Genomic DNA, 22,571 nt, shown 5'->3' with positions numbered 1-22,571 from the left:
TTTTATACGTACTTAACTAGCCAATTAACAATACAGGAATAACAAAAGGGCTCATCGTTTGATGAGCCCTTCTCGTCACTGAAAATCGAATTATAGAGACTGTAATAGCTGGTAGTAACGCCCTTTTTGAGCGAGTAGCGTTGGATGGTCGCCTTGTTCGATGATCTCACCTTGTTCCATCAAACAGATGCTATCCATACTTTCTAGCTCTATCAGTCGGTGTGTAATGAATACTACTGTCTTATTAGCAAAGTGTTCATTGAAAAGCGCCATCACTTTCTGTTCCGTACGCTTATCGAGACCTTCAGTTGGTTCATCCAAGAGTAGGATTGGCGCATCACGTAGCAATGCGCGAGCGATACCGATTCGGCGTTTCTCTCCACCAGATAACTGACGACCACCGTCGCCTAACCAAGCATCTAGCCCTGGAGCCTCAAGAAGGCCACCAAGTTCGACTTTTTGAAGAATCTCAGACAGTCGCTCATCACTTGCTTCTGGAGCGGCCATAAGTAAGTTGTCACGCAGTGTTCCATTCAGTACATCAACGCGTTGACTTACCACTGTCATTGCTTCTCGCAGGTCAGACTCGCTCCAATCTTGCAGTTTTGTACCACCGATTCGAACTTCACCTTGGTTAACATCCCAGTAGCGACAAAGAAGCTGAATTAGTGTTGATTTACCTGAACCTGTTTGACCTACAATGGCTGTTTTAGTGCCCACCGGTAGTGAGAGTGACAAGTCTTTCAGCACCTTTTGCTGACCGTCAGGGTAAGTGAAGTCAATGTTGTTGAATTCAATGTCTAACGTTGTGCCTTTATGTTTCGATTGCTCAGGGAAGACAACGTCAGGTTCAGCCAAAATTACTTCATTTAAACGACGAGCAGAAGTCAACGTTTGACCCAGGTACTGGAACGCGCCCGCAATAGGCATCAAAATTTCAAAACTTGCCATCGTTGCAAATGCAAACAACGCAATCCAAGGATCAGGAGCACGACCTCCTACGCCGTCTGCAGCAAACCAAAGCATCACAACCAGTGTAAGACCGTTCACAAGCATAAGCAGGCCTGAAGCCATGCCCGTTAAATTCGCGTTCACAAACTGATTAGACAAAAGCTGCTTTTGCTTCTCTAGAATGAGATTGCGATAACGCTCTTCTGCTCCAAAGATACTCAGTTCGCTGTAGCCTTGAAGCCAGTCCAGAGTCGCCACTCGCAATTGCGCTTTATGATGAGTGAGATTCTCGCCATTACTTTTACCAAGTTTATAGAACAACACTGGCCATACAAACAACATGACGGTAAGAATCGAGCCAAGCAGTAGGGCGAGATGCCAATCAAAGAACGCCAGGACAGCCGTTAAACTCAATATGCCAAAAATACCAATCACGACAGGGCTGATAAGTCGAAGGTAAACGTGATCCATCGCATCTACGTCCGCCACTAGGCGGTTGAGCAGATCGGCATCACGCATCGTAGAAACACGACCCGGAATCAGTGGTGCAAGTTTCTTAAAGAAGAAGATACGTAAATCGGTAAGCAGCTTGAACGTTGCATTGTGGCTGACGACACGTTCTCCCCATCGACCTGCGGTTCGAGCCATTGCAGCGCCGCGTACCCCGGCACCTGGTAACATGTAGTTGAAGGTTTCACGAGCAACCGTCAAGCCTGCCACCGCTGCGGCTGAAATAAACCAACCCGATAGCGTTAATAAGCCAATAGATGCAGCTAAGGTCAGAAATGCCAATAGCATACCTAGAGAAAGACCAAACCAATGTTTCTTATAGAGTTTTAGATAAGGGAGTAAATCACGCATCTAAGTTCCCCTTGTCTGTTTCACGTTGTGCGAGGTTCGCTTCCAACATGTCTTTAAATAAGCCATCTTCTGTCGACAGTGTGTCGTAATCACCACGTTGAACAATCTGGCCGTCCTGCATAACAAGAATTTGCGATACGCTTTGTAAAGGTGCCAACTGGTGAGTAATCATCAAATTCGTTGTGGCATGTGCGTACTTGTTAATGCCTTCCATGACGAGTTTTTCACTACGAGCATCTAAGCTTGCGGTCGGTTCATCTAATAACCAAAAACGACCATTTTGTAGCATAGCGCGAGCCAACGCTAAACGCTGGGCTTGGCCGACAGATAAACCACCAGAGCGGTCAGATATCGGGTAATCCAACCCATGCATTTCAACAAATTCAGCAGCATGAGAGTCATTCAAAACAGAATGAACGTCTGCATCTTGAATGTTGTGTTTGCCTAACGTGACGTTATCTCGAATGCTGCCATGTAATAGCATTGGGTTTTGACCAATCCAGCTTACGGCCTCTCGCCATGTGGCTAGATCCAGTTGTGACAATTCACAACCATTAATCTTCAAGCTACCTTGATAAGGCATGAAACCGAGGATGGTGTTTACCAAGCTTGTTTTACCTGCGCCACTTGGTCCAACTAAAGCCGTACTTTTGTTGGCTTCAAGAGAGAAGGATAGGGGACCTGCGAGCTGCTGACCTTCCGGACTAAAAATGGTTAACTGGTCCGCTTCAATATAGATAGGGCTGTTTTTATCTAACGCTTGGGTACCATCTTTGACTTGATCGACTTCCAAATCTAGAAACTCGACAATACTTTCTGCTGCGCCAACCGCTTGCTGTTTCGCATGGTAGAACGTGCCCAAATCACGTAATGGCTGATAAAACTCTGGCGCAAGAATCAGAATGAACAAACCAGCAAACAGCGTAACACCTGTGCCGTAGTAGCCGAAATCGAGCTCTCCGATATAACTAAAGCCAAAGTAGACGGCGGTAATTGCGATAGAAATGGAAGTGAAAAACTCTAAAACCGCAGAAGATAGAAACGCGATTTTCAGAACGTCCATGGTACGAGTACGAAAGACTTCCGAAGCACCCTTCAGAGTTTCAGTTTCAGATTTTGTTCTATCGAATAAGCGAATGGTCGTCATTGCTTGCAAGCGGTCATAAAAGTGACCGGACAAACGCTGCATCGCTTTAAAGTTTTTACGGTTTGCTTCTGCGGCTTTCATCCCAACCAGTGCCATGAAAATAGGCACTAGTGGTGCTGTGACGAGGAAGATCAAGCCTGCCGCCCAGTTTACTGGGAATACGACAACCAAAATAATGAAAGGCACTAATACCGATAATGACATCTGAGGCAAGTAGCGAGAGAAGAAATCTTGCATATCTTCTACCTGCTCTAAGATGAGCGTCGCCCAGCTGCCGGCAGGTTTGCCTTTGATGTAAGCGGGCCCAAGTTTATGAACTTTATCTAAAATGAGTTGGCGAATATAAACTCGAATTTGCTCACCGCAACGGTAACCGGCAAGCTCTCGACCCCAGGTACAAGCAGCTCGACCGATAACCGTGCCACCAAGCCCAACAAAATGCCATATGAGGTCGGCTTTGTCGACTTGGTCAATGATTAACTGGTGCAGAATGGAGGCGAGCAGGGCTGCTTGAGCCAATAAAAACACGCTTGAAAGTACGCCTAGGCCTATCGCAATCATAAGCCAGCGCTTGGCTAACTTACTTTGTTGCTTAAGCCACTTATTCAAGCTGCTTTGCTTTTTCTTATCCATCGTGAAGGCTTAATGATAATTGTTTTAATGAGGCGGTAGTATACAAAAGAAAACCCAGCGGGAATACCGCTGGGCTTTAAGGATATGACACAAATGTGAAAAGTTATTTGTCACCAAGTGAGTCTAAGAAACGCTCAGCATCTAATGCCGCCATACAACCTGTACCTGCTGATGTGATAGCTTGACGGTAGTTATGGTCCATAACGTCGCCTGCTGCAAATACACCTTCAATGCTAGTTTGTGTAGCGTTGCCTTCTAGGCCAGACTTAACGATGATGTAGCCATCTTTCATGTCTACTTGGCCTTCAAAGATTTGTGTGTTTGGCTGGTGGCCGATCGCAATAAACGCGCCCATCACTTCAAGGTCTTCAGTCGCACCTGTGTTGACGTCTTTAATACGAACGCCAGTTACGCCCATGTCGTCGCCAAGTACTTCATCGAGAGTTCGATCGGTATGAAGAACGATATTACCGCTTTCAACTTTATCCGTCAGACGTTTCACAAGGATCTTCTCTGCACGGAATGAATCGCGGCGGTGGATCAGGTGAACTTCTGACGCAATGTTAGATAGGTAAAGTGCTTCCTCAACAGCAGTGTTACCACCGCCCACAACTGCAACTTTCTGATTACGGTAGAAGAAACCGTCACAGGTTGCACAAGCAGAAACGCCGCGACCTTTAAATGCTTCTTCAGACTCAAGGCCAAGGTATTTTGCTGATGCACCCGTAGAAATAATCAATGCGTCACATGTGTACTCGCCAGAATCGCCTTTTAAACGAAATGGGCGTTGTGATAGTTCTACTTCGTTGATGTGATCAAACACGATCTCAGTTTCGAAACGCTCGGCGTGCTCTTTCATGCGATCCATCAATGCAGGACCTGTCAGACCTTCAGCGTCGCCGGGCCAGTTTTCAACTTCAGTAGTGGTGGTTAGCTGACCACCTTGTTGCATTCCCGTCACAAGCACAGGGTTTAGGTTGGCACGCGCTGCGTAGACGGCAGCTGTGTATCCTGCTGGACCAGAACCAAGAATTAATAGTTTACAATGTTTTACGTCGCTCATTATGGCTCCAAAAAGGGCTGAACATTTCCCTCGATTGTATGGAAATTCTTAGTGCTTTAAAAGCATAAACAACGATTGTGATCGAATAATTGGTTATAGATTAGAACCCACTAAAGATTGATAAAGAACGTTGACTTCTAGCATAAAATTCTATTCGTAGTAGAGAAGTCTAGTTTCAAATATCGCCAAAGCGCAAAACTGAAACATGGTTCTGTATTTTTGCTTTGGATTGGTTTGTTGTGTTGTTTTTGTTGTTTTGTTGAAGCTATCAACGTTAAAAGCTGGCAATTACAGAATATTTGCGTAACCTAGTGTGTAAATTAAATGTTAATTAATGTGCCTCATTAAAGGAGACAATGATGTTACATTCACGTGAGAATACTCTGCATTTAACACAGCTCAGCATGGCAGCAATTGAGCAGCTTTCCCCATCGTTTGAAGAACTGCCTCGTACCGAGCATGCAGATGGTCAGTATCGACTAAGACGTTATTCTGTGGTTGGTTTTGATAATGGCAAAGTCATTGACTTAAACAAAAACAGCTTTGTTCAATCGTCTGATATCAACCGATTCCAAGGTGATGTTGTAAGACAATTTGAGCCGATTGAGAAGGATATTCTCACCAGTGATGGTTTCCGAGAAATGTGCGAATTGTTTGTCAATGCGAATCATCTGCCTAACGGCCAGGAAATAGAAATTCACCAAATCCGAATCACAGCGCTAGAAGAAGAAACTCAAGTGGCACCTGAAGGTGTGCACCAAGACGGTTTTGATCACATTGCAATGGTTGGCGTAGGACGCCATAACATCATTGGTGGTGACATCATGCTGTACAGTAGTCATAACCAAGCCCCATTTTTCCGTAAGGTGTTAGAAACGGGGGAGGTTGCAATATTGGCAGACAGTAAACTGTGGCACAACGCGTGCCCAATCCGTTCTGTCATTGATGATGAAGCGGGTCATATGGATGTGTTTGTACTCACGGCTACGGATAAGCGCAATGAACTTCAATCTTAATCTGATCAGAGAGCAGTTTCCGGCACTCGCTCAATACCATAACGACAAACCTGTGACGTTTTTTGATGGTCCTGGCGGGTCACAGGTACCTCAATCAGTGCTAGATAGCATGGTGGGGTATTTAGGTCGTTTCAACGCCAACTTAGGCGGGCATTATTTTTCTAGCCAAAAGACGGTTGACGTGATGCAAAACGCACGCGAGTCAGCGCAAGCTCTGCTTAACGCGCCGTCATCTGGCAATATCGTCTTCGGCGCGAACATGACATCGTTAACCTTTCAGCTCAGCCGTGCGATTAGCCGAGATTGGCAAGAGGGAGATGAGATCATTGTTTCTGCTTTGGACCACTATTCGAATGTGTCTAGCTGGCAGCAAGCGGCAGAAGATAAAGGCGTTACGGTTCATCAGGTTCGTATCAACGAAGATGATTGTACGTTGGACTTGGAGCATTTAAGCAGTCTTCTTTCTGATAAAACGCGCCTTGTAGCGGTGACCTATGCATCGAATACGACTGGTTCTATCGTGGATGTGCAGCGAGTAGTAAGCATGGCGCACAACGTTGGGGCACAAGTTTATGTGGATGCCGTTCATTATGCGCCGCATCATTTGGTTGATGTTCAAGCGTTAGGCTGTGACTTTTTAGCTTGCTCAGCTTACAAGTTTTTCGGCCCGCACGTTGGTATTGCTTACATAGCCGATCAGTGGCTGCACAGTATTCGTCCGTACAAAGTCGAGCCTGCTACCAATATTGGCCCAGGCCGATTTGAAACGGGGACGCAAAGTTTTGAAGGTCTTGCTGGTGTCGTTGCTGCGGTTGAGTATCTGGCTCAATTTGGTGAAGCCAGTTTACCCCTTCGTCAACGATTGGAGCAAAGTTACCAATTGTATGAACAACATGAGCAACGCTTGAGTGAGCGATTCTTACAGCGTCTGAGTGCACTAGATGGTGTCAATCTATTTGGCATTGCGAAAGAAGATAGCCAGCTCCGCACACCAACTTTTGCGCTAACATTCGACCGATATTCTCCAGAGTTTATCGCGAAAACGCTGGGTGAACACAACATCTGTGTTTGGAACGGCCACTTTTATGCGCTGGGCTTAGTTCGTCAACTTGGTCTAGAAGAGTCGGGTGGTGTGGTACGAATTGGTTGCATGCATTACAACACAATAGAAGAAGTCGACATGTTGTTCGATGTACTAGAAAACATCCTTGATGCGTAACTGATTATATCTTCCTGATAGAAAAAAAGCTCGAGTTAAACTCGAGCTTTTTCGTTTTTATTTCAACAAACCAGCTATATATATGTATATGCAGCTAGGCGCTTACTTCCACTTCATAGGAAGTGAATTTTCTTACGTTGATCACGCCAGTGTCAAAAATGAGGTATTGACCTTTGATGCCTTGCAAAGTGCCAGTAACAACCGGGTTTTTATCGAAATTATGCGAGGTGATCTTAGTTGGGTGCTGTTGCACCGGATAGCTAAGGTCGGTAATGCTTTCGCTTAATATTTCAATTGCATCTTCACCGAATTGCTGTTTTATCTCAGCAATCTTATCTTCGACTAAAGGTAATAGCTCAGCAAAACGATCTTGCAGTGCCATTGGTTCACCATCGCCTTTCAGCAGTGTGCGCCAATTGGTTTTATCTGCGATGTGTTTCGCCAGTTCAACTTCAATTAATCCGGAGATATGTCGAGTTTTTACCTTAAAAATTGGCAAACCCTGAGTCGCACCTTGATCAATCCAACGAGTTGGGATTTGCGTGTGACGAGTGATACCAACTTTTAAGCTGGATGTATTGGATAGGTAGACAAAGTGATCCACCATGCAGTTCTCTTCGCCCCATTGTGGCTCGCGACAAGTCCCTTGGTCGTAGTGGCAAGTCTCTGGCTTCATGATGCACATATCGCAGCTTGCTAGCTTTTTCATACAGACAAAACAATGGCCTTGCGAATAACTCTTTTTCGTTTTCTTACCACATGAGCAACAAAAAATATTGCCCGTGTGAGTCAGTGTGAGCGTTTTACCCAGAAACGGCGATAGATCAATTTCTTCCTCACCAACAGGTAGACGGTAACTGACAGCACCGTCCAGAGATGCACGCATTTTATTTAGCGTACCAGTTGCAATTAATGACATGACATTACTCATTATTGTGTTTTTGCACAGTATATCCGAAGTGGTGATGAGATGCAGGGTTGACAGGCACATTAAAGCGAAATGTATCGCTCTGAAATGTTATGCACTGGCCTTCATGGGTTAGGAAATACGGCTGTGAAATGCTTCGCAAATAACAAGTGAACCGCATTTTTGAGAGATTTAAAAACGTGATAACGGTTCAAAACACGTTACCATGTATCGAAAGTAAGAACGAAGACTAAAAGTAATTTTGTTTCTTGATAAATGGCTTTGTTTGAAGTTCGAAAAATCATTGAGTACATTGTGTTGTATATAAGCTGAGCAGGTCACTCGCCCATGAAGTGGATCCATAAATTTATCTTTGCCCTCTCTATTTGCACTATTAGTTTGGTTGCGCTTTATAGTGTTCTTGGCGATACACGAAAGCTGACCATTACACCAGAACATTTCAATATCTATGCGACTAAAGACGCCAGCGAAGGTGGCTTGAGTGAGGCTGATATTATTTACGATAAGCAAAGCCTAGTTCTCAGCTGTGACTTAAAGCAAAGCTCGTATGCTTGGCCTTATTGCGGAATCTCTGTTTATACCGATTCCACAACGCCAACACAGGGGATTGACCTTTCCAATTACCATACGATTCGATTGAAAGTGAGATATGAAGAGGCGGGGGGGGGGCCCAATCCGAGCCATGATTTGCGTTTATATCTGCGCAACTATAACCCTGAGTATTCCAAACCAGACGACGAGTACACGATTAAATACAATGGCATGCAGTTTTCTCCGTCCGGTTCAAACGACATCATCGAAATTCCGATTAAAAATTTACAGGTGATGACGTGGTGGTTAGTAGACAACAAAGTCGCGATTGAACACTCTGCACCTGAATTTTCAAACATCACACGTATTGATATCGCGACCGGATCTGGTGCGGCACTTGGCGAGCACAAAATTGTGATTGATAAAATTGAGTTTGAAGGCGCTTACCTTGCACAAGAAACGTTACTGTATGCGCTCTTACTCTCTTGGATGGCGCTTGGACTGGCATTTTCGCTGCACGAATTACGAAAAAATCGAGTCGCTTATGAAAAAGCGAAAAAACGTCATCGTCATTTAGAGAAGGTGAATGGTACGTTGCGAGCTCAAAACTATGAGTTTGCAGAGTTGGCGCATCGCGATGCGTTGACGGGAGCGATGAACCGTCACGCAGTTCAGCACTGGCTTGAGCAGCAATCACGGCAAGTTCGCTGGGGGCATAGTACATTCAGTATCCTTTATATGGATTTGGATAAATTTAAGAAGGTGAATGACAAATTTGGGCACCAAATGGGGGATGACATATTGCGCGAATTTGTCATGGTGGTGGCAAGTTCCATCTACCCAGATGACCGACTTGTTCGTTGGGGGGGAGAAGAATTTGTTGTATTTTGCCCTGACACCAATATTGATCAAGCTGTGAAGAAGTCGGAAATGATTCGCAAAAATGTGGAGAGTCATTTGTGGGTACACGGTGAATCATTAACATGCAGCATTGGCGTCGCCCAAATGCAAAATGAACGCGTCTCAGAAACCATGGCGAGAGCAGATGAAGTGCTCTATCAAGCGAAGCGCAATGGTCGTAACCGGGTCGAGGTTCATTATGGTTTGCTTGCCTGCGAAAAGAAGCAAGCCTAACGATTCGTCACTCAAAGGAATAAAAAAAGGTGGCCAACTGGCCACCAAGAGGGAAACTGCTGAACACCACTTAGGGGGAAGTTTAGGTCATCGATATGATTACCGTGAGCAGCAGTGTAGTGCTAATCGAACTTGCTATTTTTTACCAGAACAACCAAGCGAAAAGCGTTAGTGCAGCAATACAGGCAATGTTTAAGACGAAGCCAATTCGCATCATTTCTTTTTGCTTGATATGACCCGTACCGAACACAATCGCGTTTGGAGGTGTTGCAACTGGTAACATAAATGCACAAGATGCAGCGACGGCAATCAATGCAGAGAGAATGACCGGAGACATGCCTAAGGCCTCTGCGATGGTTGCAAATACAGGGACCAGCAGTGCAGCACTAGCGGTGTTACTTGCAAACTCAGTCAAGAAGACAACAAAAGCAACCACTGCAAGAATCGTTAGAAGAATACCGGCTTGCTCAAGGAAGCCTGACAAGCTATGAGCCAAAAATACGCTTGTTCCGGTTGCTTTTAGGACGTTACTCAAACAGATGCCACCACCAAATAGGATTAACACACCCCAGTCGGTTGTTTTCTCAATATCTTTCCACTCTACAGCGCGAGAAGCCCCAAGTAGAAGGATGGCGCCAATGGCTACAAGAGTATCGAACTTAGCGAAGCCACCCAGCATAGCGTTAATAGGCTTACTGAAAATCCAAAGCGTGACCGTCAGTAAGAAAATCGCCAGCGTAATCATTTTGCCGTTTGTCCACTCGACTGGTTGATGGTCAAGATCAAACTTGTGGCTAAGATCAGGCTTAGTCATGGTGTACAACACGAGAATAGCGATTGGCATTAGTACTAATGAGATAGGCACACCGAGCTTCATCCACTCAGTAAAACTTAGGCCGACTTCAGCTGCTGCAATGGCGTTTGGTGGGCTACCAACCAGCGTTGCAATACCACCAATCGAAGCACTGTAAGCGATGCCGAGCAGAACAAACAAAAAGGTATTGTGATTTTTCTTCGCGTCTAGCTTTGTCATCACACCCAGTACAAGGGGCAGCATCATAGCAGCAGTGGCGGTGTTTGAAATCCACATTGATAGGCCAGCACTCACACCAAATAGCATGAATACAGCGACAGACATTTTGCCTCGTGCGAGTAACAGCACTTTATCAGCAATAGCTTGGTCTAACTTCTGTTTATGCAAAGCTGCAGCAAGTGCAAAACCACCTAAGAATAGAAAGATGATGGAGTTGGAGAAGTTGTTCAGTGCGGTCTGAGTGTTAAACACGCCTAAAAATACCGCAAGTAATGGTATGAGCAGCGCGGTTATGCTGACGTGAATCGCTTCGGTTAGCCAAAGAATAGCAACAAAAACTAAGATGCTCAGGCCGGTTACTACTTGTGGCTCAAAGGGTAGGGTATTAAACAAGATAATGAACAATACGATATTCGCGTTCAAAATCATGCTGTTGCGAGTGAAGAACCAGTTCTTCAATGTCACAGCGAGTGCGGTCATGGGTAGTGCTCCTTTTGCATTGCCTTTTGTCGGTTTTTTTATGGCAAAGTAACTGACTTGTAGTTATTTATTGATTAAATGTTACTTGGAATACAAAAAAGAGTTTTGCCTGAATCGTAGAGCAAATTAGAAAATGTGATGTTGAGAATTGGAAATGGGTAGAAAACTACCCATTTGTTTTATAGAAATGTTATTAGCCTTGTGAGCTGCGTTGTTCCTCTATTCGACGGGAACTTGCAGAGGCTCATTAGATATTTTTTCAGGCTCTTTTACTGCAACGATAGGCTCTTGAGGACCAAGAAACTTGGGCTGCGTATTAATAATGTAGAGGTCTAAAAAGGCTTTCACACGGGCGAGCAACTCTCGAATACGCATTGATGTTTTTTGTTTGTTTGTCGTAGGTCCTGCTACCGCAAGACACTGCGCATCAATGTTGTAAGCATCGGCAATAAACAGCGCTCGCTCACAATGAAAGCGCTGAGTCACAATCAGAAAGCGCTCCGAAGCAAAAATCTTTTTCGCCCTCACAATCGAATCTAGAGTACGAAAGCCAGCATAATCAAGGTGAATCACTTCCTCAGGCACACCGGCTTTAAGTAAGTCGCGTTTCATCGTCCACGGTTCGTTGTAGGAGCGATGGGCGTTATCGCCACTCAATAAAAACTGTTTTACTTTGCCTTGGTTGTAAAGCTCAATCGCCGCATTAATGCGATGAGTGTAGTAAGTGTTGAGGATCTTACCGATGTATTTACTGGTACCGAGAACCACAGCAACCTCATGTTGAGGTATTTGTTCGTATTCAGTGAAAATGCTTTCTTTGGCTTGTAAAACCACCCACCGGTCGATGGCAATAACAGAAACAAGCAGACTAAGTACAGAGATCGACAAAATCAAAGCAAGTCGCTTCCAGGAAAATTTCAGCTTCCACTTTGATCTTATGCGAGAAAACAACAAAACGTTTTATATCCTTAACTAAAAATGTAGTTCTCATCATATCTGATAGAAACAAAAAGAGAGAAGCCCATTTATGCCAAAATCTGGTTAGGATGATAAAAAATTAAAAGCCCCTACATGGTAGGGGCTAATTATTAAACGAAATGTCTCAAGCTTAAAACGCAGTGCGTTTGTAGCGACGGTAAACCGGCTGCCAGAACGATTGCTCAATCGCTACGTTTAATGCTTCATCAGTAATTTCTAATGCCACACCTTGTTCGATTGCCTTCTTACCAACAGCAAACGCGATTTTTTTCGATACCGAGTGAATCTCTTCCAACGGTGGAAGTAGTGCACCACGACCGTTGATTGCTAGAGGAGAGCATGTTGCGAGCGCACGGCTCGATTCCATTAGCATTTCGTCGGTGACACGTTTTGCGTTTACAGCAAGTACACCAAGGCCAATGCCTGGGAAGATGTAGCTGTTGTTACATTGTGCAATCGGGTAAGTGCGACCTTCATGAACCACAGGCTCAAATGGGCTACCTGTTGCAACCAGTGCTTCACCATTTGTCCAGCGAATGATGTCGTTAGGTGTTGCTTCTACGCGGCTTGTTGGGTTCGATAGTGGGAAGACAATCGGACGCTTACAGTGTTTATGCATTTCTTCGATGACTTCTTGGCTAAATAGGCCAGGAGCACCAGAAACACCAATCAGTACCGTTGGTTTGGCGTTACGCATAACGTCGAGGAGTGAGAAGCCATTTCCTTCATTTTCCCACTCTTTCGTATTGGTATGTTTCTGCACCAGGCGTTGTTGGAAATCAAGAAGGTTAGGCATACCTTCTTGTAACAGACCCCAACGGTCAACCATGTAAACTTGTGAGCGAGCTTGCTCGTCAGAAATCCCTTCCGATACCATTTGTGCGATGATCGCTTCTGCGATACCGCAACCAGCAGAGCCAGCGCCCAAGAAGGTGATACGCTGTTTAGACAGCTGAGTACCTGCTGCTTTACAGGCGGCAAGTAGAGAGCCCACAGTAACGGCCGCCGTGCCTTGAATATCATCATTGAAGCAGCACACGCGATCTTTGTAACGCTCAAGAAGAGGCATCGCATTTTTCTGAGCAAAGTCTTCGAACTGGATCAAGGCATCAGGCCAACGGCGCTGTACTGCTTGAATAAACTCTTCTACAAATGCATCGTATTCTGCACCCGTAATACGAGGGTGACGCCAACCCATGTACATCGGATCAGCTAAACGTTGCGGGTTATTGGTACCCACATCAAGCACGATTGGTAGCGTGTAAGCAGGGCTGATACCACCACACGCGGTATAAAGTGACAGTTTACCAATAGGAATACCCATGCCGCCGATACCTTGGTCACCCAAGCCAAGGATACGTTCACCATCTGTCACAACAATCACTTTAACGTTGTGGTTTGCTGCATTATTCAGCAAGTCGTCAATACGGTCACGGTTCGGATATGAAATGAATAGACCACGACCACGGCGGTAAATGTTAGAGAAGTTTTCACATGCTGCGCCGACAGTTGGCGTGTAGATGATAGGCATCATCTCAGAAATGTGGTTTTGCACTAGGCGGTAATACAGTGTTTCGTTGGTGTCTTGGATATTACGCAGATAAATGTGCTTATCCATATCGCTTTCGAAACTCTTGTATTGCTGGTAGGCACGTTCCACCTGCTCTTGGATTGTTTCGGTAGACTCTGGAAGCAAGCCTTCTAAGTTGAATGAACTACGTTCTTCAGCAGAGAATGCACTGCCTTTGTTCAAAAGAGGGGTTGCTAAAAGAGCCGGACCCGCATATGGAATATATAGTGGGCGTTTATCGTTGTTCATTGGGTGCCTTATGTAGGGTTGAAGGATGCGCACCAAATTTTAACGGGTTCACCATTTAGTTGTAAACATGCGTTGATGCACATCAATGTAATGTCGCAAAAAAACTCAGATACCGCCGAAAATATCGGCAATATTGGTTGTTTAGAGATACCTAAAGCAGGATTTTTTTACTTGGGTATAATGTTCTGCATCATCAAATCAAATCCAATTTCTATGTTTCAACTACCTATCGACAGCCTGCAAGCTGAGTTTGACCAACATGTGAACCAAAACCATCTCGTGGTGGAAGCCGAAACCGGGTCAGGTAAATCTACCCGTTTGCCTATGTGGGCGGCAAAACACGGACGCGTGCTGGTTATTGAACCACGTCGAATTGCTTGTACCTCGTTGGCTGAATATCTTGCGGAGCAATCTGGTGAGCCAATAGGTCGCAAAGTCGGTTACGCGATCAAGCTTCATGCCTACTTTGATGAAAAAACCGAAGTTGTATTTGTGACTCCGGGAGTCGCACTGCGTTGGTTTGCGGAAAACAAGCTAGCAGGCTTCGATATCGTGATAGTGGACGAATTTCACGAGCGACGCTGGGATATTGATCTATTAACCGCAATTTTGAAGCAAGAAAATCAACATCGGTTGATCGTCACTTCCGCTACGCTGGAGGGCGAAAAGCTAGCGCGTTACCTGAATGCGAAGCGTCTGCGATCTGAAGGGCGTTGCTTTCCAGTCACGGTGACACATCGTTCTTTAGACAGCCGTTATTTACCGAATAAGAAGGGATGTGAACAAGAGGTTTTCAGAGCGGTAAAAGAAGCATTGGAAGATGAAGATGGCGATATTCTTGTTTTCCTGCCTGGACGCAAAGAGATCACCCAATGTGCTCAGATGCTACAAAGTTGCGGCGAAGTCATGGTGGTCAAACTTCATGCCTCGGTTAGTGATGAAGAACGGCACCGCGCGTTAACTACGCAAAAACAACGAAAAGTCGTATTGGCAACCAATGTTGCGGAAACCTCCTTAACGATACCTAACATCCGAGTTGTCATTGATAGCGGCTTAGAGCGCAGAACTGTACAACGAAATGGACGTACAGCACTGACGCTAACCAACATTTCTAAGGCCAGTGCCGCGCAGCGAATGGGGCGAGCAGGTCGCGTTGCCGAAGGGGCTTGTATTCGTCTATATGGTGAGCACGCGCCTTTAGAGTTGGTGACACCTCCAGAATTACACAGAGAAGAGCTCGTCGAGCCCATGCTGGCAGCAGCTTGTTGTGGGTATCGTCTCTCAACACTCGATTTTCTCGACTCAATTCCCCCAAAGTCGCTAGAGGCATCTCATTCGACGTTGTTATCTATGGAAGCGATTGATGAGGATGGCAATGTCACGCAGCACGGGAGAAAAGTATATCCACTACCCATTGATGCACTGTTTGCCGATCTTGTTACCAGAATTCAAGCGAAGCCAGAGAAGGAAGCAATGATTGATTTGGCTGCCGCCTTATCTGTGCCTGCGCAGCTCTATCAGCGACAAAGTGGTGAAGTTGCTGAGCTTCTATCTCAAGAGGAACCATACGGATGTGATGCCTCTTTGCTTATCCGTTTGGTTCGGGGGGAACGACTTCCGGGCATTGTCATTGATGCCAGCGCACTCGAAGAGGCACAAGGTTTAGCGAAACAAATGCGAGAAGTATTTGAATTACCGGAACTTGACGTTGCCTCTCGATATAAACGTGAAGCGCTCTTTTTCTCCATCGCCTCATTACACCCTGAGCTTGTGTTTGTCCGACGAGCTCGTCGAAGAGATGCTCTAGGAAATGGCGTAGTCGAGATGCTGGTTGGGCGTAACAGCCGCTTTCCTGATAAAGAAGACGCGGCCATTGTGCTAGATAGCCATAGCGTGCCAGGACGAGGCGTTAAGCAAACACTAAACCTCGCATCGGTCATGATGCCTATCCCGCTGACGTTGTTACGCGAACTTGAACTAGGGGAGTGGCAACAAGGCGAGACGAATTATGAAGAGGAGACCCCAAGAGCAACGATGCATTTGGTCTACGCCGGGCGAACAATCTGTTCTGAACATCAAGCGTTACAAGGTGATGTTGCTGTTCAGTCTATTGTCGAAATGATAGAAGACGAGACACTGTTACCAGGTTTTGCTTCTCAAAGAAAACAACAAATCCAGCACTGGAAACTCTACAACGCATTGGGCCTTAATGTCGAAGGAGAAGAGGTTAACGACTTGGCCTCCTTGACATTTTCTAGCTGGTTAAAGGATCAGTTGGAAACATTAGGCGTTGAAAATGTCGATGATATGGCGTTGTTTGAACCGGAAGACTTTACATTTAACGGTGTTCCAGAATGGGAATACGACGATTTCACGGAGCAGTACCCTTTAGAACTTTCGCTGCCAGAACTCCAACTGGATGTTGAGTATTACGCGTCTCGCAAGCTGGTACAGGTCATTTATCGAGAGGGAAACCGTAAGGGAGACCCGAAGCGCTGGGAGCTGCCACGCTGGGCTGGTTGGAAGATACAGTATAAAAAGGCCAGTCGAGTGATTGATGTGAAGTAGGTAGGCGGATGACGTTGTGACAAGAATTGATATTTTCTTGGTGAATCTATAATGATTTCATATTGATAGCGTTACTTACGTGTTGTTTTTAGTTTCTTAATTGAAATATTAATCAATTGAATGCTTATATATGGCGAAGCTGTACATCAGTTGTTACAAAGCTGGTTTTAATATTTCCTTTTGCATGTAAATTAGGGCATAAAAGACGAATGTTTTATATCCCATTGCTATATCAAAACAGTTGAACGATATTTGGTATATCTCATTTTCGAGTGTTGGGGGCATAGAATGGATCAACAAGGAAAGACGTGCATTGAATTCGACTACACTAGCTTTTTAGGGGCGACAGGTAGTAAAAAATGGACCTTCTTAGAGGCATTTGCCACCATCGCGCCTATTTTCGGTTTGATGTGGAAACAGAACATTGCGGAATTGAGCAAGCCTGAAGATCGGTTGTGGGATGCCGCATTAAAATCGATGTCTTCTCGTAAAAGTGATGAATCCAATTTGGTCCGCTTAACCCAGTTAGCTAAACATGAAGGGATCAATGAATTGCGAGTCGTTATGCCATATTCGCTCGATGTTCAGCAAATCGAGTACATAGAATCTCGCAGTCAGTTGAAGGTGGACACGTCAGAACAAGATGTCCTTAACATCAAGTTTTAGGCTGAGCATTTCCACTTCATCAATGTACCACTTAACAATAGTGCAATGAAAAGCGACCTCAAAGTAGGTCGCTTTTTTATTTTGAGGTTTTTGTCACAGGTCTTGGAAGTGTGATGAATATAGAGTATTTGCACTTAAATTAACAAAAATGTAACGTTTGGAAATGCAATTGTCATAACTAGCTTCTAACTTTGTGTTTTTAGGACAAATTACCGACTAAGTGGTTGGTACTGTAAGTTCGAATTAACGTCCCTTATTGGCACACAAGGATGATTGAGTCACCACGTCATTTGGGCATAAAAACAAACACAATAAGAAAGGAAGTCAATATGTCTTTGTCTCGTCGAGACTTTATGAAAGCTGCCTCTTCAACGGCGATTGTTACCGGGTTGGTGGGCTGTGGTAGCGATGCTAGTGAATCTGTTGCGGTTACCTTTGAGCACGGGGTGGCGAGTGGAGATCCTACTCAAACACAAGTAATCATTTGGACTCGTGTTACGACCTCAGCAAGCTACGCAGATGTAAGCTGGCAAGTTTCATCTAACGAAAATTTTACTGATATCGTGCAAAGTGGCACTTTTGCCACAGACACGAGCCGAGATTTCACGGTAAAAGTTGATGTTCAAAACCTCAACGCAAATTCTCACTATTACTATCGATTCATGGTTGGAGATGTCACTAGCGAAGTCGGGCAAACTCAAACATTACCAGAGGGTGGTGTAGAAAAGGCATCCATGGCCGTTGTTTCTTGCGCAAACTATCCTGCTGGTTATTTCCATGTGTATCGAGAGATCTTAAATCAACATGAGCAAGAACCGTTTGATGTGGTACTTCATCTCGGTGATTACATTTATGAGTATGGGGCTGGTGGCTACGCTAGTGAAGATGCTGAGGCACTAGGGCGAGAGCCAAGCAAAGGCACTGAATGCATTACCTTAGATGATTACCGAAAACGGTATGCGCAATATCGCCAAGATGCTGATCTGCAAGCGTTACATGCGAGCCTACCAATGATTGCAGTCTGGGATGACCATGAGCTTGCAAATGATAGTTGGAAAAATGGTGCGGAAAACCATCAAGAAGAGGAAGGCAGCTTTAATGATCGTCGTGCAGCTGCGGCTGCCGCGTGGACAGAATGGTTGCCCGTTCGTGAAAACACTTTCTCAAACATGCTGATTTACCGTCAGTTTTCGTTTGGAAGTTTAGTCAATTTGATGATGCTCGACACGCGACTTGTGGGGCGTGATAAACCGTTGGATTACTTCTCGCTCAGCTCTCCAACGATGGAAGCGATTGGCGGTTTAGTTGCTCAGTCGCGCAGTGAAGACCGAGAGCTGTTAGGCGCTGACCAACTCGCTTGGCTGATGGATGCGTTCAGTACGCACGACGCAACTTGGAATGTGCTAGGGCAACAAGTGTTAATGTCTCGTATGGAGCTGCCAAGTTCGGTGATGACCGCTATGTTTCAATTGTTTACTGCCACTGAAGACCAAAAAACAGAGGCGTTATTAGCGGTAAACTCTGCGATTACGGGTTATCTCTCTGACCCAAGTTTAGATACCATTGCTTTGCCATATAACCTAGATGCATGGGATGGTTACTACGTTGAGCGAGAGAAAGTTTATCAACTGGCCAAAGCCAGCAGTGGTAACTTTGTCTGCTTGGCAGGAGATACGCACAACGCATGGGCAAGTGAGCTTAAAGACGTATCTAAGCATCCTATCGGGATAGAGTTTGCAACTAGCTCGGTGAGTTCCCCTGGGCTAGAGGCCTACCTAGCGTTAGATCCTGTTGCGATCGCTCAAATGGAATACACGTTGCCGCACTTAGTGTCAGAACTACAGTGGGCAGACATCAAACAGCGTGGCTTTATGCGCGTTACTTTTACGCCCGACAAGGCAGAGTCGACCTGGTATTTCGTATCAACGATTAAAGACAAAACATATCAGGTGACGACCAAGTCAGCCTCCACAACTGATGGTACTACGTTAAATATCGGCTAAACTGAGCCTAATACGAAAAAAGTCCGCAAGGCTATTGCGGACTTTTTATTGGAAAGCGTTTAGCTAATCTAGCGACAGTGCTAGTCAATCAATCCGTATTCTTTGCTCAGAACTTCGATGATTTCCGCTTTCGGATTCTCACTCAAATGAATCGGCTTTCCTGTAATCTTCTCGGCAATACCAATGTAGGTGCTCGAAATCGCCATCAAAGATTCGACGGGTAAAGCATTATCACGAGCGAGTGCTTCGCGCTCTGGCATACGTTCTTTGTTTAGCAAGATATCTGGGTCAGGGAAGTGGTTAAGTAGGAACTGGCGGAAACCTTCTTTTGAGTTCTCTACGATGTGACCTGCTTGGTACTCTTTAGCATCCCATATACGAGACGAGTCTGGTGTACCCACTTCATCCATGTAAATCAGCTTTTCATTACCAGCAGCATCATCAACATAACCAAATTCGAATTTGGTATCGACAAAGATTTGGTCGATTTCTTCTAACGCTTGGCTGATAACGTTAAAGCCTTCTTTCAGCAGTTTTTCGTAGAGTGCGATATCGTCAGCGCTTGAGAAGTTAAATGCTTCGTAGTTGTCTACGATATTTTGACGAGTAATATTAACGTCATCCGCTTCAGGCACACCGGGAATACCTTTTAGAATGCCTTTTGTGGATGGGGTCATGAGCAACTCTGGCAGTGCTTTGTCTTTTCCTAACCCTTCAGGAAGTTGGATTCCACAAAACTCGCGCTCGCCATTTGCGTAAGCGCGCCACATCGAACCCGTGATGTATTTGCGGCAGATGGCTTCGATTTTTACAGGTTTGGCTTTTTGTACAAGCCAAACAAAAGGGTGAGGAATGTCTAGAATGTGGCTATCTGCTAAGCCATTTTCTTTGAATAGTTTGAACCAGTGATTAGAAATCGCATTAAGCGCAGCCCCTTTACCCGGGACACCATTAAGACCACCTTCAGCATGCCAAATACAATCGAATGCAGAGATTCGGTCGCTAATCACCATGATAGCCAAAGGCGCATCTGGAGCGACATCGTATCCTTTTTCTTTGATCAGTCGGGCACTGTCTTCTTCAGTTAACCAGTAAACTGAACGAACTTTTCCGCTATGAACGGGGTTATGGGTGCGAATTGGCAGGTCGTCATTGACGGCAAGTACTTGAGTAGCAAGGCTCATTGCGACATTCCTATCATCTTAATCAAACGTCAGAAAGAGAAGATATTCAGCAAAATGTGGGCGCTGAATAAATCGAATGTGGGCATCATACCAGAACTATTTTAACTCGCCAGAGAAAAAGCAAACGTTTGCCTGTTTTCTTTAATACAAAAAAAAGCCCCCTTAAAAAGGAGGCGAGATGCAGGATGGATAACGTCGAACTTATTAGTGGTACTTATTAACTCTGCCTTCGACGAAAAAGACTTCACACTGATAGCGTTGCGCCATGTCGTGCAACATCGATTGATTCATAAGTGCAATTTTATTTGATGCGACAACAGCACTGGCATTACCTGATCGGATGGCTTTGATCACGATCTCGACTTCTGAAAGCTGTTGAGAAGGCTTCATTTGAATCACGTTTCTACAGCAAATATTAGAAGCAGTGAGTTGTTCAAAGTCAGGGCGAGGGCAGTCTGCTGTAAACAAAATCCATTGTTTCTGCTGCGATAAAACAGCCAGCTTAGATAGAAGCTGATCCGAAACGGCCATGGGCTGAGTTGCTTGTGCCAATACGTTGTAACGAGAGTATGTATGAGATTGACTTTGTAACTGCATCTTACTGTTCCTTTATACATGCTGTATGTGTATACAGTAGTTTGTTTTGACGACCTGATCAACCCGTTTCTCAAAAGTTATTTGCGTTTTTTTGAGAAGGAAACAAAAGGATTTTATTTTAAGTGTCTGAATTTATTTGGTTATTTTTCATTTCTGATATGTCTAACATCAATTTAAAAATGTGAGATGAGTAGAAAATTGGACGAGAGACATACAGGGGGTTACTACTGTATATACAGGTGTTTTTTCACGGGCAGTGGTTTGTATACAGTAGGAGAGGGGCTGATAACCGATGCGACATGCTATGTAGGATAGGAGGGAATACGAGATAGAGATTGGAAATAGGGCTTGGCCGATCAAAAAAGCGCCTTAAAAGGCGCTTTTGAAAATCAGTTCCGTTGATTCCGTCTTGCTTAGCTCGCTCGTTGCAAGCGTTCGCGCATTTGCAATTCGCCTTGGTTAAATAGGCGCACGTCGATTTTTGCCATGTCGTAACAAGCTTTACATGAGTAATGGTGCTTGCCATCTAAATAATCGTGACGAGTTACAAGACTAGGTTTTTTACACCAATCACAGGTGCCTTCTTCAGTGAACATTGATTTTCTCCCCACCTAGATTAATTTGAGTCGTTAGGTGTTATTTTGCGCTGAGCATTATGGCATAAAAGCGAGACTTAAGTTAAATGTCTGTTAATTTGTTTGAGAGGGAGATCGATTGCGGCGCTTGATTATATGGCTCTAGAAGCATGCTAGCCAAAGTTTCCTGACCTGTTTTTACTGTTTTGTAACATTTTGTGAGACAAGCTTAAAGGCATGATTGAGTCGCTTCATTTCTTCTTCACTGCCTCTTGTGTCCGGATGATAAAGCTTTGATAGCTGTCTATAGCGTAGCTTTATTGCTTGTAAATCAGGGATGTGTTGTGGTGTGTAGCCAAACATGGCGCATGCGACGCTTAGCTTATGGTTTTCTGCCTGGGTTTTGGATTTCTTAAATTCTTTGAATACTTTCTCTAGCTGGCGTTTCAGTTGCTTGTTCGTAAACTCTAGCTCTTTTATTTTTTCCGCCATTCGTTGATTTTGGCTTTCCTCTTTGTCTTCAAGCGCTTTTCTATTCTGCTTAAGTTTCTTGATTACGAGAAAACTTAAGCCGCTGATGATGAGTATCGCCGCTAACCAGATCAGCCATAAAAACTGCGAGTATTCTACGTTGGGTTTTGCAATTGTTGTGCTTTTCTCTTCTTGTGTTTGCTCCGCCTTTTTATCGAGCGACTTTATTTGCGAGACTTGTTTAGCTCGCAGTTGATTGAAGCGCTGCTCTAACAGTTGATTATAAGCCTGTTCTGCTGCTGGATTATGCTGAGAAGCCATTTGATACAAAGCTTCAGTCAATTGAGAAGCTGTGACCTTGTCTTGATTGTGCTCAATAAAGTTAGCGAGAAGAAAGCCACGATCGGTTGGGTCATTGAGTGCTATAGAGGTTAGCCAATATAACGCTTGTGTTTCATTTATTTCGCCATTTATCCCTTTAGCAAAGTCGTTCGCGAGCTGTTTTTGCGCAGGGAGGTAACCTTGGTTGGCGGATTGCTCTAGCCAGTAGCGCGTTTCTGGTGAGGCTTCAGCTTTGTTTGATGCCAATAATTGTTGTGAGTACTCGTATTGTTCTATGGGGTCATTTGGATCTTGAGAGGCAAGCGAGTAACCAGAAAAGCAGAGGCTAAATAAGCAGAGTAGGGCAGACGTTTTGACAGACATTGATATGTC

General features: G+C 44.8%; 17 protein-coding genes. 6 read left to right on the top strand and 11 right to left on the bottom strand.

Features of this window, described 5'->3' with window-relative positions; all coding sequences use genetic code 11:
* Positions 1-90 precede the first annotated feature (90 nt).
* The 3 genes from cydC to trxB all read right to left on the bottom strand — a co-directional run bounded on the left by cydC (position 91) and on the right by trxB (position 4,655).
* Complete coding sequence (gene cydC, locus CBX98_RS01820; protein ID WP_109168459.1) at positions 91-1,812, bottom strand: cysteine/glutathione ABC transporter ATP-binding protein/permease CydC; 1,722 nt, start codon at positions 1,810-1,812, stop codon at positions 91-93.
* Complete coding sequence (cydD, locus tag CBX98_RS01815) at positions 1,805-3,592, bottom strand: cysteine/glutathione ABC transporter permease/ATP-binding protein CydD (protein WP_109168458.1); 1,788 nt, start codon at positions 3,590-3,592, stop codon at positions 1,805-1,807. Before cydD ends, cydC begins: the two co-directional genes overlap by 8 nt.
* Positions 3,593-3,695: 103 nt before the next feature.
* A complete protein-coding gene (gene trxB, locus CBX98_RS01810; protein ID WP_109168457.1) occupies positions 3,696-4,655 on the bottom strand; it encodes a thioredoxin-disulfide reductase in 960 nt (319 codons plus the stop codon).
* A gap of 359 nt (positions 4,656-5,014) precedes the next feature.
* On the opposite strand from trxB, the gene CBX98_RS01805 reads away from it, so the two are divergent.
* Together CBX98_RS01805 and CBX98_RS01800 are read left to right on the top strand one after the other, a co-directional pair.
* On the top strand, positions 5,015-5,671 hold the full coding sequence (locus tag CBX98_RS01805) for a 2OG-Fe dioxygenase family protein (protein WP_005393193.1): 657 nt from the start codon (positions 5,015-5,017) through the stop codon (positions 5,669-5,671).
* Positions 5,655-6,890: a cysteine desulfurase-like protein gene (locus tag CBX98_RS01800; RefSeq protein ID WP_109168456.1), complete on the top strand. Its 1,236-nt coding sequence runs from the start codon at positions 5,655-5,657 to the stop codon at positions 6,888-6,890. Before CBX98_RS01805 ends, CBX98_RS01800 begins: the two co-directional genes overlap by 17 nt.
* Positions 6,891-6,984: 94 nt before the next feature.
* Here the strand turns inward: CBX98_RS01800 and CBX98_RS01795 are convergent, their stop codons facing one another.
* Positions 6,985-7,809: a DUF2797 domain-containing protein gene (locus CBX98_RS01795; protein ID WP_005393189.1), complete on the bottom strand. Its 825-nt coding sequence runs from the start codon at positions 7,807-7,809 to the stop codon at positions 6,985-6,987.
* Between the two features lie 336 nt (positions 7,810-8,145).
* On the opposite strand from CBX98_RS01795, the gene CBX98_RS01790 reads away from it, so the two are divergent.
* Positions 8,146-9,483, top strand: coding sequence for a GGDEF domain-containing protein (locus CBX98_RS01790; RefSeq protein ID WP_109168455.1), 1,338 nt, complete (start codon positions 8,146-8,148; stop codon positions 9,481-9,483).
* Between the two features lie 142 nt (positions 9,484-9,625).
* On the opposite strand, the gene CBX98_RS01785 is transcribed toward CBX98_RS01790, so the two are convergent.
* The 3 genes from CBX98_RS01785 to CBX98_RS01775 form a co-directional block, all read right to left on the bottom strand.
* The gene (locus tag CBX98_RS01785) at positions 9,626-10,996 is read right to left on the bottom strand and encodes a DASS family sodium-coupled anion symporter (RefSeq protein ID WP_005395853.1); all 1,371 of its coding nucleotides are present in this window, start codon (positions 10,994-10,996) and stop codon (positions 9,626-9,628) included.
* 219 nt (positions 10,997-11,215) lie between these two features.
* Complete coding sequence (locus tag CBX98_RS01780; RefSeq protein ID WP_031780501.1) at positions 11,216-11,950, bottom strand: ElyC/SanA/YdcF family protein; 735 nt, start codon at positions 11,948-11,950, stop codon at positions 11,216-11,218.
* Positions 11,951-12,104: 154 nt separating this feature from the next.
* A complete protein-coding gene (locus CBX98_RS01775; RefSeq protein ID WP_005395857.1) occupies positions 12,105-13,793 on the bottom strand; it encodes an NAD-dependent malic enzyme in 1,689 nt (562 codons plus the stop codon).
* 213 nt (positions 13,794-14,006) lie between these two features.
* Between CBX98_RS01775 and CBX98_RS01770 the strand changes: the two genes are divergently transcribed.
* The 3 genes from CBX98_RS01770 (at position 14,007) to CBX98_RS01760 (ending at position 19,030) form a co-directional block, all read left to right on the top strand.
* Entirely contained in the window at positions 14,007-16,361 is a 2,355-nt protein-coding gene (locus tag CBX98_RS01770) for a helicase-related protein (protein ID WP_109168639.1), read from the top strand.
* A 288-nt stretch (positions 16,362-16,649) separates the two neighbouring features.
* A complete protein-coding gene (locus CBX98_RS01765; RefSeq protein ID WP_005377965.1) occupies positions 16,650-17,027 on the top strand; it encodes a hypothetical protein in 378 nt (125 codons plus the stop codon).
* Positions 17,028-17,356: 329 nt separating this feature from the next.
* Entirely contained in the window at positions 17,357-19,030 is a 1,674-nt protein-coding gene (locus CBX98_RS01760) for an alkaline phosphatase D family protein (RefSeq protein ID WP_109168454.1), read from the top strand.
* 80 nt (positions 19,031-19,110) lie between these two features.
* Here the strand turns inward: CBX98_RS01760 and CBX98_RS01755 are convergent, their stop codons facing one another.
* The 4 genes from CBX98_RS01755 to CBX98_RS01740 all read right to left on the bottom strand — a co-directional run bounded on the left by CBX98_RS01755 (position 19,111) and on the right by CBX98_RS01740 (position 22,562).
* Entirely contained in the window at positions 19,111-20,214 is a 1,104-nt protein-coding gene (locus CBX98_RS01755; RefSeq protein WP_109168453.1) for a phosphoribosylaminoimidazolesuccinocarboxamide synthase, read from the bottom strand.
* A gap of 204 nt (positions 20,215-20,418) precedes the next feature.
* On the bottom strand, positions 20,419-20,811 hold the full coding sequence (locus tag CBX98_RS01750; protein WP_109168452.1) for a SulA-like leucine-rich domain-containing protein: 393 nt from the start codon (positions 20,809-20,811) through the stop codon (positions 20,419-20,421).
* Positions 20,812-21,224: 413 nt separating this feature from the next.
* The gene (locus CBX98_RS01745) at positions 21,225-21,407 is read right to left on the bottom strand and encodes a hypothetical protein (RefSeq protein ID WP_005377960.1); all 183 of its coding nucleotides are present in this window, start codon (positions 21,405-21,407) and stop codon (positions 21,225-21,227) included.
* 177 nt (positions 21,408-21,584) lie between these two features.
* Entirely contained in the window at positions 21,585-22,562 is a 978-nt protein-coding gene (locus CBX98_RS01740) for a J domain-containing protein (RefSeq protein WP_109168451.1), read from the bottom strand.
* Positions 22,563-22,571 lie beyond the last annotated feature (9 nt).

Origin of the sequence: Vibrio sp. T9, assembly GCF_003123985.1 — a bacterium.
GTDB lineage: Bacteria > Pseudomonadota > Gammaproteobacteria > Enterobacterales > Vibrionaceae > Vibrio > Vibrio diabolicus.
This window is presented reverse-complemented; position numbering and strand designations above follow the sequence as displayed.